The 12,037-nt window shown below is 50.3% G+C and carries 10 protein-coding genes; 7 read left to right on the top strand and 3 right to left on the bottom strand.

Annotated elements, in window-relative coordinates; all coding sequences use genetic code 11:
* Positions 1-2: 2 nt before the first annotated feature.
* The 3 genes from hrpA (at position 3) to aldA (ending at position 6,613) form a co-directional block, all read left to right on the top strand.
* Entirely contained in the window at positions 3-3,905 is a 3,903-nt protein-coding gene (gene hrpA, locus E0D98_RS00050; RefSeq protein WP_000139570.1) for an ATP-dependent RNA helicase HrpA, read from the top strand.
* A 271-nt stretch (positions 3,906-4,176) separates the two neighbouring features.
* Entirely contained in the window at positions 4,177-4,977 is an 801-nt protein-coding gene (gene ydcF, locus E0D98_RS00045) for a DUF218 domain-containing protein YdcF (protein WP_001027931.1), read from the top strand.
* 196 nt (positions 4,978-5,173) lie between these two features.
* Entirely contained in the window at positions 5,174-6,613 is a 1,440-nt protein-coding gene (gene aldA, locus E0D98_RS00040; RefSeq protein ID WP_000115948.1) for an aldehyde dehydrogenase, read from the top strand.
* A gap of 41 nt (positions 6,614-6,654) precedes the next feature.
* Here the strand turns inward: aldA and gap are convergent, their stop codons facing one another.
* Complete coding sequence (gene gap / locus E0D98_RS00035) at positions 6,655-7,656, bottom strand: type I glyceraldehyde-3-phosphate dehydrogenase (protein WP_000048682.1); 1,002 nt, start codon at positions 7,654-7,656, stop codon at positions 6,655-6,657.
* Between the two features lie 188 nt (positions 7,657-7,844).
* On the opposite strand from gap, the gene cybB reads away from it, so the two are divergent.
* From cybB to yncP, 3 genes are all read left to right on the top strand, one after another.
* Entirely contained in the window at positions 7,845-8,375 is a 531-nt protein-coding gene (gene cybB / locus E0D98_RS00030) for a cytochrome b561 (RefSeq protein ID WP_001307188.1), read from the top strand.
* Between the two features lie 244 nt (positions 8,376-8,619).
* The gene (locus E0D98_RS00025) at positions 8,620-8,793 is read left to right on the top strand and encodes a periplasmic protein (protein ID WP_000731833.1); all 174 of its coding nucleotides are present in this window, start codon (positions 8,620-8,622) and stop codon (positions 8,791-8,793) included.
* A 25-nt stretch (positions 8,794-8,818) separates the two neighbouring features.
* Complete coding sequence (gene yncP, locus E0D98_RS27780; RefSeq protein WP_212591405.1) at positions 8,819-8,887, top strand: hypothetical protein; 69 nt, start codon at positions 8,819-8,821, stop codon at positions 8,885-8,887.
* Here the strand turns inward: yncP and hokB are convergent.
* Entirely contained in the window at positions 8,865-9,014 is a 150-nt protein-coding gene (gene hokB, locus E0D98_RS00020) for a type I toxin-antitoxin system toxin HokB (protein ID WP_001320773.1), read from the bottom strand. The genes yncP and hokB overlap by 23 nt on opposite strands.
* 398 nt (positions 9,015-9,412) lie before the next feature.
* Between hokB and trg the strand changes: the two genes are divergently transcribed.
* The gene (gene trg / locus E0D98_RS00010; protein WP_001098531.1) at positions 9,413-11,053 is read left to right on the top strand and encodes a methyl-accepting chemotaxis protein Trg; all 1,641 of its coding nucleotides are present in this window, start codon (positions 9,413-9,415) and stop codon (positions 11,051-11,053) included.
* A 37-nt stretch (positions 11,054-11,090) separates the two neighbouring features.
* Here trg and E0D98_RS00005 read toward each other — a convergent pair whose 3' ends face one another.
* Positions 11,091-12,014, bottom strand: coding sequence for a LysR substrate-binding domain-containing protein (locus E0D98_RS00005; protein ID WP_000414564.1), 924 nt, complete (start codon positions 12,012-12,014; stop codon positions 11,091-11,093).
* Positions 12,015-12,037 lie beyond the last annotated feature (23 nt).

Here is a 12,037-nt window from a genome sequence, read left to right as displayed (position 1 = left end):
TTATGACAGAACAACAAAAATTGACCTTTACGGCCTTGCAGCAGCGGCTGGATTCGCTGATGCTGCGCGACAGACTGCGTTTTTCTCGGCGTCTGCACGGTGTTAAGAAGGTTAAAAATCCTGATGCACAACAGGCCATTTTCCAGGAGATGGCGAAAGAGATTGACCAGGCGGCAGGGAAAGTCCTGCTGCGTGAAGCGGCACGACCGGAAATTACTTATCCTGACAATTTACCGGTTAGTCAGAAAAAACAGGACATTCTCGAAGCGATTCGTGATCACCAGGTGGTGATCGTCGCCGGGGAAACGGGTTCTGGTAAAACGACTCAGTTACCGAAAATCTGTATGGAGCTGGGGCGCGGGATTAAAGGGCTGATCGGCCATACCCAGCCGCGTCGCCTGGCGGCAAGAACGGTGGCGAACCGTATTGCGGAAGAGCTGAAAACGGAGCCGGGCGGTTGCATCGGTTACAAAGTGCGTTTCAGCGATCACGTTAGTGATAACACGATGGTCAAGCTGATGACCGACGGTATCCTGCTGGCGGAGATCCAGCAAGACCGCCTGCTGATGCAGTACGACACCATCATTATTGACGAAGCACACGAACGCAGCCTGAATATCGATTTTCTGCTCGGCTATTTGAAAGAGTTGCTGCCGCGGCGTCCTGACCTAAAAATCATTATCACTTCCGCGACTATCGACCCGGAACGCTTTTCGCGCCACTTTAATAATGCGCCGATTATCGAAGTCTCCGGTCGGACCTATCCGGTGGAAGTGCGCTATCGACCGATTGTTGAAGAAGCCGACGACACCGAGCGCGATCAGTTGCAGGCGATTTTTGACGCCGTAGACGAACTGAGTCAGGAAAGCCCTGGCGACATTCTGATCTTTATGAGTGGTGAGCGGGAAATTCGCGATACCGCCGATGCGCTGAACAAGCTAAATCTGCGTCATACCGAAATCTTGCCGCTTTATGCGCGGCTTTCGAACAGCGAACAGAACCGCGTGTTCCAGTCGCACAGCGGACGGCGCATTGTGCTGGCGACCAACGTCGCGGAAACCTCGCTGACCGTACCGGGGATTAAATACGTTATCGATCCCGGTACAGCACGTATCAGCCGCTACAGCTATCGCACCAAAGTGCAGCGTTTGCCGATTGAACCCATTTCGCAGGCGTCTGCCAATCAGCGTAAAGGCCGCTGTGGGCGTGTGTCCGAAGGGATCTGTATTCGTCTCTATTCCGAAGACGATTTCCTTTCGCGCCCGGAGTTTACCGATCCGGAGATTCTGCGTACCAACCTGGCCTCGGTTATTTTGCAGATGACCGCGCTGGGGCTGGGCGATATCGCTGCGTTCCCGTTTGTCGAAGCACCGGATAAACGCAATATCCAGGATGGCGTGCGTCTGCTCGAAGAACTGGGCGCGATCACCACGGATGAACAGGCCAGCGCCTATAAACTGACGCCGCTCGGTCGCCAGCTCTCGCAGTTGCCTGTCGATCCACGTCTGGCGCGTATGGTGCTGGAAGCGCAAAAACATGGCTGCGTGCGTGAGGCGATGATTATCACGTCCGCGCTTTCCATTCAGGATCCGCGCGAGCGTCCGATGGATAAACAGCAGGCATCGGACGAAAAACATCGTCGCTTCCACGACAAAGAGTCTGACTTCCTCGCGTTTGTGAATCTGTGGAATTATCTTGGCGAGCAGCAAAAGGCGCTTTCTTCCAACGCCTTCCGTCGCCTGTGTCGTACCGATTATCTCAACTATCTGCGCGTGCGCGAATGGCAGGATATCTACACCCAGTTGCGCCAGGTGGTGAAAGAACTTGGCATTCCGGTTAACAGCGAACCGGCGGAGTATCGCGAAATTCACATTGCGTTGCTGACGGGTTTACTTTCCCATATCGGCATGAAAGATGCCGATAAACAAGAATATACCGGCGCACGTAACGCGCGTTTCTCCATCTTTCCCGGTTCTGGTTTATTCAAAAAACCGCCGAAATGGGTAATGGTGGCGGAACTGGTAGAAACCAGCCGCCTGTGGGGGCGCATTGCTGCGCGTATCGACCCGGAATGGGTGGAGCCTGTCGCTCAGCATTTGATTAAACGCACCTACAGCGAACCTCACTGGGAACGGGCGCAGGGCGCGGTGATGGCAACGGAAAAAGTCACTGTTTATGGTTTGCCGATTGTTGCCGCGCGCAAGGTCAACTACAGCCAGATCGATCCGGCGTTATGCCGTGAACTCTTTATTCGCCATGCGCTGGTGGAAGGTGACTGGCAGACGCGTCACGCATTCTTCCGTGAAAACCTGAAACTGCGGGCCGAAGTGGAAGAGCTGGAACACAAATCACGTCGCCGCGATATTCTGGTTGATGACGAAACGTTGTTTGAGTTCTACGACCAGCGCATCAGCCACGATGTGATCTCTGCACGCCACTTCGACAGCTGGTGGAAAAAAGTCAGCCGCGAAACCCCTGATTTGCTCAACTTTGAAAAAAGCATGTTGATCAAAGAGGGCGCAGAAAAAATCAGCAAGCTGGATTACCCGAACTTCTGGCATCAGGGCAATCTCAAGCTGCGTTTGAGCTATCAGTTTGAGCCCGGCGCGGATGCTGACGGTGTGACCGTACATATTCCGCTGCCGTTACTTAACCAGGTTGAGGAAAGCGGGTTTGAATGGCAGATCCCCGGTCTGCGCCGCGAACTGGTGATTGCTCTGATTAAATCGTTGCCGAAACCGGTACGCCGTAATTTTGTACCCGCACCAAACTACGCCGAAGCGTTTTTAGGCCGCGTCACACCGCTGGAGTTACCGTTGCTCGACAGCCTTGAGCGCGAGTTACGGCGGATGACCGGTGTTACCGTTGACCGCGAAGACTGGCACTGGGATCAGGTGCCCGATCACCTGAAAATCACCTTCCGCGTGGTGGACGACAAAAATAAGAAGCTAAAAGAAGGGCGCTCATTACAGGATCTGAAAGATGCGCTGAAAGGCAAAGTGCAGGAAACGCTGTCCGCGGTGGCGGATGACGGTATCGAGCAGAGCGGGCTGCATATCTGGAGCTTTGGGCAACTGCCGGAAAGCTACGAACAGAAGCGCGGCAACTATAAAGTGAAGGCGTGGCCGGCGCTGGTGGATGAACGTGACAGTGTGGCGATCAAACTGTTTGATAACCCGCTGGAGCAAAAACAGGCAATGTGGAACGGTCTTCGCCGTCTACTGCTGCTAAATATTCCCTCGCCGATCAAGTATTTACATGAGAAGTTACCAAACAAAGCCAAGCTTGGACTGTACTTTAACCCGTATGGCAAAGTGCTGGAGCTGATCGACGACTGTATCTCCTGCGGTGTGGATCAACTGATCGACGCCAATGGTGGCCCGGTCTGGACGGAAGAAGGCTTTGCTGCGCTGCATGAGAAAGTGCGTGCCGAACTGAACGACACGGTGGTAGATATTGCGAAGCAGGTCGAGCAAATTCTTACGGCAGTGTTCAATATCAACAAACGTCTGAAAGGGCGGGTGGATATGACCATGGCACTGGGGCTTTCTGACATTAAAGCGCAGATGGGCGGGTTGGTATATCGCGGTTTTGTCACTGGTAACGGCTTCAAACGGCTGGGCGACACGCTGCGATATTTGCAGGCGATTGAAAAACGGCTGGAAAAACTGGCGGTTGATCCACATCGCGACCGTGCTCAGATGCTGAAAGTCGAAAACGTCCAGCAGGCGTGGCAGCAATGGATCAACAAACTGCCGCCTGCACGTCGTGAGGATGAAGACGTGAAAGAGATCCGTTGGATGATAGAAGAGTTGCGCGTTAGTTACTTCGCTCAACAACTTGGTACGCCTTATCCGATTTCAGATAAGCGTATTTTGCAGGCGATGGAGCAGATTAGCGGTTAACCCTGCTATTTGCCTGATAAAGAAAAAACCCGGTAAGCATTTAGCGCCGGGTTTTTTATTAATTCTAAAACGGTAAGGGTAAAAATTCAGGAATTCAGAAAAATACAATTCTCTGCTGCAAGATGAATAATGTTTATCTACAGCATTTCCTTAAAAGATATGTCAGGCTTGCGGAGTGGCGGTTAAGGACATACGACTTCCTCCTTTCAGAGTGCTCCGCTTCTCACTATTATCTCACGCAGTATTCTTAAGGGAACGATAAGGAGGAACCATGAACATTACCCCGTTTCCGACGCTTTCGCCGGCAACTATAGATGCCATAAATGTTATCGGACAGTGGCTGGCGCAGGATGATTTCTCCGGTGAGGTGCCGTATCAGGCCGATTGCGTGATCCTTGCAGGCAATGCGGTTATGCCGACTATCGACGCGGCATGTAAGATTGCTCGCGATCAGCAAATTCCTTTACTGATTAGTGGTGGTATCGGTCACTCGACAACTTTTTTGTATAGCGCCATCGCACAGCATCCGCACTACAACACTATCCGCACCACTGGCAGAGCAGAAGCGACCATCCTGGCGGATATCGCTCATCAGTTCTGGCACATTCCGCATGAAAAAATCTGGATTGAAGACCAGTCAACAAACTGCGGTGAAAACGCACGCTTTAGCATCGCGCTATTGAAACAGGCCGTAGAACGAGTTCATACGGCTATCGTTGTTCAGGACCCCACCATGCAGCGGCGCACGATGGCGACGTTCCGCCGTATGACTGGGGACAATCCCGATGCACCACGCTGGTTAAGTTATCCCGGATTCGTTCCTCAGTTAGGAAATAACGCAGACAGTGTAATCTTTATTAATCAGTTACAAGGATTATGGCCGGTTGAGCGTTATCTCTCACTACTCACTGGCGAGCTGCCGCGTTTACGCGATGATAGCGATGGCTACGGTCCCCGCGGGCGAGATTTTATCGTTCACGTTGATTTTCCGGCAGAAGTCATCCATGCATGGCAAACGCTGAAACATGATGCGGTGCTCATCGAGGCGATGGAAAGTCGCTCGTTACGTTAAAAATTGCCCGTTTGTGAACCACTTGTTTGCAAACGGGCATGACTCCTGACTTTTATTTCTGCCTTTTATTCCTTTTACACTTGTTTTTATGAAGCCCTTCACAGAATTGTCCTTTCACGATGCCGTCTCTCTGATGATTGATGTTAATTAACAATGCATTCACCGAAAATAAACATATAAATCACAGGAGTCGCCCATGTCAGTACCCGTTCAACATCCTATGTATATCGATGGACAGTTTGTTACCTGGCGTGGAGACGCATGGATTGATGTGGTAAACCCTGCTACAGAGGCTGTCATTTCCCGCATACCCGATGGTCAGGCCGAGGATGCCCGTAAGGCAATCGATGCAGCAGAACGTGCACAACCAGAATGGGAAGCGTTGCCTGCTATTGAACGCGCCAGTTGGTTGCGCAAAATCTCCGCCGGGATCCGCGAACGCGCCAGTGAAATCAGTGCGCTGATTGTTGAAGAAGGGGGCAAGATCCAGCAGCTGGCTGAAGTCGAAGTGGCTTTTACTGCCGACTATATCGATTACATGGCGGAGTGGGCACGGCGTTACGAGGGCGAGATTATTCAAAGCGATCGTCCAGGAGAAAATATTCTTTTGTTTAAACGTGCGCTTGGTGTGACTACCGGCATTCTGCCGTGGAACTTCCCGTTCTTCCTCATTGCCCGCAAAATGGCTCCCGCTCTTTTGACCGGTAATACCATCGTCATTAAACCTAGTGAATTTACGCCAAACAATGCGATTGCATTCGCCAAAATCGTCGATGAAATAGGACTTCCGCGCGGCGTGTTTAACCTTGTACTGGGGCGTGGTGAAACCGTTGGGCAAGAACTGGCGGGTAACCCAAAGGTCGCAATGGTCAGTATGACAGGCAGCGTCTCTGCAGGTGAGAAGATCATGGCGACTGCGGCGAAAAACATCACCAAAGTGTGTCTGGAATTGGGGGGTAAAGCACCAGCTATCGTAATGGACGATGCCGATCTTGAACTGGCAGTCAAAGCCATCGTTGATTCACGCGTCATTAATAGTGGGCAAGTGTGTAACTGTGCAGAACGTGTTTATGTACAGAAAGGCATTTATGATCAGTTCGTCAATCGGCTGGGTGAAGCGATGCAGGCGGTTCAATTTGGTAACCCCGCTGAACGCAACGACATTGCGATGGGGCCGTTGATTAACGCCGCGGCGCTGGAAAGGGTTGAGCAAAAAGTGGCGCGCGCAGTAGAAGAAGGGGCGAGAGTGGCGTTGGGTGGCAAAGCGGTAGAGGGGAAAGGATATTATTATCCGCCGACATTGCTGCTGGATGTTCGCCAGGAAATGTCGATTATGCATGAGGAAACCTTTGGCCCGGTTCTGCCGGTGGTCGCATTTGACACGCTGGAAGAGGCTATCTCAATGGCTAATGACAGTGATTACGGCCTGACCTCATCAATCTATACCCAAAATCTGAACGTCGCGATGAAAGCCATTAAAGGGCTGAAGTTTGGTGAAACTTACATCAACCGTGAAAACTTCGAAGCTATGCAAGGCTTCCACGCCGGATGGCGTAAATCCGGTATTGGCGGCGCAGATGGTAAACATGGCCTGCATGAATATCTGCAGACCCAGGTGGTTTATTTACAGTCGTAATGAGTAAAAGAGGCGGAGGTTTTTTCCTCCGCCTGTGCGCGTCAGAGTTTAGCGAATTTTTCGAGGGTGCGAATAAGCTGCGTGACGAAGCCATATTCGTTATCGTACCAGGCGACCGTTTTCACCAGTTGTAAATCGCCCACGGCGGTAATTTCCGTTTGCGTGGCATCAAACACCGAACCGAAATGGCTGCCAATGATATCGGAAGAGACTATTTCTTCATCGGTATAACCAAATGACTCGTTATTGGTGGTTGCTTGTTTAAGTGCGTTATTCACCTCTTCGGCAGTCACTTTTTTTCCGAGAATCGATACCAGTTCAGTGACCGAACCTGTTTTCACCGGCACGCGTTGCGCATGACCTTTCAGTTTGCCGCTCAGTTCCGGGATCACCAGACCAATGGCTTTTGCCGCCCCCGTAGTGTGGGGAATGATATTTTCTGCCGCTGCGCGTGAAGCACGTAAATCTTTACCACGTGGGCCATCCACCAGTGACTGGGTGCCAGTATAGGCATGAATGGTCGTCATCGTGCCGACTTCTATCCCGAAACTGTCATGCAAGGCTTTGGCCATCGGCGCAAGACAGTTAGTGGTGCATGACGCCACGGAAACAATGGTGTCGTTGCCATCCAGAGTGTCGTCATTGACGTTATAAACGATAGTTTTCATTTCACCGGCAGGGGCGGAAATCAACACCTTCTTCGCACCAGCATCAAGATGCGCCTGCGATTTCTCGGCGGAGGTATAAAAGCCAGTACATTCGACAATGATTTCTGCCCCTTTCGCTTTCCACGGAATATTTTTAGCCTCTTTTTCGGCGTAAACCGAGATACTTTTCCCATCAACGATAAGTGAATCTTCCGTAAAATCAACGCTCCAGGGGAACGGACCATAGTTTGAATCATGTTTCAGCAGATAGGCGAGAATTTTTGGGGAAGTGAGATCATTAATAGCGACAACGTCTATGTTGCTTTTGACTTCAAGTAATCGACGCAACACCAGTCGACCGATACGACCAAAACCGTTAATACCAACTTTACTCATGGTTTTCTCCTGTCAGGAACGTTCGGATGAAAATTGATCCTTTCCAGGCTTAGCCCAGGATTGTGGGATGGGCAATCTCCATTCTTACAGTGAAACGTAACGTACTGAAAACGGGTGAACAATATTTAATGAAATTTTGAGAAAAGCCCGTTATGTTAACGGAAAATTATGTTAAAGCAGGAAATGTTATGGAAAATAAATACTCAAGGTTACAAATCAGCATTCACTGGCTGGTCTTTTTGCTGGTTATCGCAGCGTATTGCGCAATGGAGTTTCGTGGTTTCTTCCCACGTAGCGATCGGCCACTCATCAACATGGTTCATGTTTCCTGTGGTATCTCAATTCTCGTGCTGATGGTGGTTCGTCTTTTGTTAAGACTGAAATACCCAACCCCGCCGATTATACCTAAGCCAAAACCGATGATGACGGGACTGGCGCATTTGGGACATTTGGTGATTTATCTCCTGTTTATTGCGCTGCCAGTGATTGGTTTGGTGATGATGTATAACCGGGGCAACCCGTGGTTTGCGTTTGGTTTGACGATGCCTTACGCTTCAGAGGCCAATTTCGAACGGGTTGATAGCTTAAAGTCGTGGCATGAGACGCTGGCGAATCTGGGATATTTTGTCATCGGGTTGCACGCTGCGGCTGCACTGGCACACCACTATTTCTGGAAGGACAACACACTTCTACGCATGATGCCGCGTAAACGTTCCTGAAGGATATTTAAAGAAAACGCCTGTACTAAAACCGACCCGTGGTACAGGCGAAGAATACGGGTCTACATCGGAAGCGCCTATTATATTTATTTGTATGACAAATAAAACCATAATCCTTGCCCATACGTCCATCTGGCTTATTTTTAATCAATTCACCCGATCTTTGATCTCATCAACGGTATCAAAATAAACCAGCGTATAACGTTCAAATCGAACATAAGATTCGATAAACCATGGAGGTTATATGAAAAAACTGGCACTTATTTTGTTTATGGGAACGCTTGTTTCCTTTTATGCCGATGCCGGGCGCAAACCCTGTTCTGGTTCGAAAGGGGGGATCTCACACTGTACGGCAGGCGGCAAATTTGTCTGTAATGATGGTTCTATTAGTGCCTCGAAAAAAACATGCACTAACTGAAGTGTAAAAGGGGTGCCATGAGAAAATGAATCTGCTAGTCAGATGCGCGGGGAAAATCCCCGCGCTTGCCCTTACCTGGACGTGCAGGCCATGAGCGCAGCAACCTCCTTATCACCGTCCCGGAACCGCAGTTCGTAGAGCGTTTGTCGGGTCAGGAGTGTGAATGTCAGAATCGTAATGCAGATAATGAGCAGACACACCACCAGAGGGTTGTGCTTCATAGCCTTTCTCCTTGCCGGATGGCGGGTAAGAGGCTAAGATCTGAATTGCTAGGTTCATTCGTTGGCCTCGGTTGATAGAAATATCGGTCGGGGCCTTCGTCTTTCTGATTCCCGGTTAGCCTGAAAACAGAAAGTCTCAGGCACCCGCAGGCATCCTATGAGGTTTCCTTAGGGACGAAAATAATCACTTCACGAAATTGCGTGCTGTTTTCCAGAATTTTTCGTCATTCGGGTTAGCCAGTTTAGCCATTCGTTACTCTCTTCATTCCAATAGCATTAATTTTCTCTGCAATAATTGTTGTAAAAATGTGACGCAAAGAGGTTTTTGGTCATAAGTAATTACCGTCAAGTGCCGATGACTTTCTATCAGGAGTAAACCTGGACGAGAGACAACGGTAATGAATACAACTCCCTCACATCGATTAGGTTTTTTGCATCACATCAGGCTGGTTCCGTTATTTGCCTGCATTCTTGGCGGTATCTTAGTTCTATTCGCATTAAGTTCTGCTCTGGCTGGCTATTTCCTCTGGCAGGCCGATCGCGATCAGCGTGATGTTACTGCGGAGATTGAGATTCGGACCGGGTTAGCGAACAGTTCAGATTTTTTGCGTTCAGCCCGGATCAATATGATTCAGGCCGGGGCTGCGAGTCGTATTGCGGAAATGGAAGCAATGAAGCGCAATATTGCGCAAGCCGAATCGGAGATTAAACAGTCGCAGCAAGGTTATCGTGCTTATCAGAATCGGCCGGTGAAAACACCTGCTGATGAAGCCCTCGACACTGAATTAAATCAACGCTTTCAGGCTTATATCACGGGTATGCAACCTATGTTGAAATATGCCAAAAATGGCATGTTTGAAGCGATTATCAATCATGAAAGTGAGCAGATCCGACCGCTGGATAATGCTTATACCGATATTTTGAACAAAGCCGTTAAGATACGTAGCACCAGAGCCAACCAACTGGCGGAACTGGCCCATCAGCGCACCCGCCTGGGTGGGATGTTCATGATTGGCGCGTTTGTGCTTGCCCTGGTCATGACGCTGATAACATTTATGGTGCTACGTCGGATCGTCATTCGTCCACTGCAACATGCCGCACAACGGATTGAAAAAATCGCCAGTGGCGATCTGACGATGAATGATGAACCGGCGGGTCGTAATGAAATCGGTCGCTTAAGTCGTCATTTACAGCAAATGCAGCATTCACTGGGGATGACAGTAGGGACTGTTCGACAGGGTGCGGAAGAGATTTATCGTGGCACCAGCGAAATTTCAGCTGGCAATGCGGACCTGTCATCTCGCACCGAAGAACAAGCGGCGGCTATCGAACAAACTGCCGCTAGCATGGAGCAACTCACTGCGACGGTGAAACAGAATGCGGATAACGCGCATCATGCCAGCAAACTGGCGCAAGAGGCTTCTATTAAAGCCAGCGATGGCGGGCAGACGGTTTCCGGTGTAGTAAAAACGATGGGCGCTATCTCTACAAGTTCGAAGAAAATTTCCGAGATCACCGCCGTCATCAACAGTATTGCTTTCCAGACGAATATTCTGGCACTGAATGCTGCCGTTGAAGCCGCGCGAGCGGGTGAGCAAGGCCGTGGATTTGCCGTTGTCGCCAGCGAAGTACGGACACTCGCAAGCCGCAGCGCCCAAGCGGCGAAAGAGATTGAAGGCTTGATCAGTGAATCAGTCAGGTTAATTGACCTGGGGTCGGATGAGGTGGCAACGGCAGGGAAAACCATGAGCACTATTGTTGATGCCGTCGCGAGTGTCACACATATCATGCAGGAAATCGCCGCCGCCTCGGATGAACAAAGTAGAGGCATAACGCAGGTTAGCCAGGCGATTTCTGAAATGGATAAGGTGACGCAACAGAATGCTTCTCTGGTAGAAGAGGCCTCAGCGGCGGCGGTGTCCCTTGAAGAACAGGCGGCACGATTAACTGAGGCGGTGGATGTATTCCGTCTGCACAAACATTCTGTGTCGGCAGAACCTCGCGGAGCGGGTGAACCAGTTAGTTTCGCTACGGTGTGAAAATGTTCAAGGAGGGATCGACAGATCCCTTCACCTTTCAGAACGGCATTGATTTTCGAATAGCGTTAATCATCAACTGGCAACCAGAAGAGAACGTCGCATCTACGCGGGTCAGTATTCCAATCGGTTCGCCTGCACCATGTCCCGGAACAGGCAGGGCCACCAGCGTGGCATGACGCAGGTCGTCTTTTACAGCGCCAGAAGGGACAAACCACACGTAATCGTATTCAACCGTAAGTTGACGAGATAGCGAAGCAGACAGCGTTTCGATACAACCCGAAGGAATTTTACAGCCCTGGCTCTGCACTAATGCATCTGAATGCTGGCGTGGCGCAGTGCCTTCTGGTGATACAACGACCGGCCATTCCAGCACCCGGCTTAGCGTTACGTTCTCCTGAAGTAGCGGGTGATTAGGGCGGACAACCAGCTTCAACGATTCAAGAAACAGCAGTTCGTAATTAAGCCCGGTCATCAGTTCAGGATCTGACATCCGACCAATGCCGATATCGATTTCCCCGGTTTTTAAACCCGCCAGAATCATAGGGTTACTCATTGTCGCAACTTGCAAGGTCGTCTCTTTTTGTTGCTGATGAAACTGACCTATAACCGAAGGTAATATCCCCAGTGCCGCAGTAGGTAGTGCACCAACCCTGACGACATCATTATTAAGACCTTCTTTACGATGAAGCGACTGTCCGGCAGTGTTGATGGCGTCAAGAACTCTGACTGCATGCGTTAAAAATTGTTCGCCGGGTAAGGTAAGTTGCGCCCCCTGACGACCACGCTCAAACAAGCGAGCGCCAGTCAGCTGCTCCAGTTCATTCAATGTCTTAGAGAGCGCAGGTTGACTCAAATTAAGGGTTTCAGCCGCGCGCCCCAAAGTTCCTTGTTGTGCGACAGCTACGAATGTATGAAGGTGGCGCAAACGGATGCGCTGACTAAACAGACTATTTTTTTCCATAAGCGATGTTAAAAACGAAGCGG

Source organism: Escherichia sp. KCJ4928, assembly GCF_004352695.1.
GTDB lineage: Bacteria > Pseudomonadota > Gammaproteobacteria > Enterobacterales > Enterobacteriaceae > ECMA0423.
Note: the sequence above shows the minus strand (reverse complement) of the source record. Positions and strands in the feature narration are given on the sequence as shown.

Excerpts from the sequence above, each read along its gene's own strand:
- hrpA (WP_000139570.1), top strand. The coding sequence starts at position 3 with ATGACAGAACAACAAAAATTGACCTTTACGGCCTTGCAGCAGCGGCTG.
- ydcF (WP_001027931.1), top strand. The coding sequence starts at position 4,177 with ATGAACATTACCCCGTTTCCGACGCTTTCGCCGGCAACTATAGATGCC.
- aldA (WP_000115948.1), top strand. The coding sequence starts at position 5,174 with ATGTCAGTACCCGTTCAACATCCTATGTATATCGATGGACAGTTTGTT.
- gap (WP_000048682.1), bottom strand. The coding sequence starts at position 7,656 with ATGAGTAAAGTTGGTATTAACGGTTTTGGTCGTATCGGTCGACTGGTG.
- cybB (WP_001307188.1), top strand. The coding sequence starts at position 7,845 with ATGGAAAATAAATACTCAAGGTTACAAATCAGCATTCACTGGCTGGTC.
- E0D98_RS00025 (WP_000731833.1), top strand. The coding sequence starts at position 8,620 with ATGAAAAAACTGGCACTTATTTTGTTTATGGGAACGCTTGTTTCCTTT.
- hokB (WP_001320773.1), bottom strand. The coding sequence starts at position 9,014 with ATGAAGCACAACCCTCTGGTGGTGTGTCTGCTCATTATCTGCATTACG.
- trg (WP_001098531.1), top strand. The coding sequence starts at position 9,413 with ATGAATACAACTCCCTCACATCGATTAGGTTTTTTGCATCACATCAGG.
- E0D98_RS00005 (WP_000414564.1), bottom strand. The coding sequence starts at position 12,014 with ATGGAAAAAAATAGTCTGTTTAGTCAGCGCATCCGTTTGCGCCACCTT.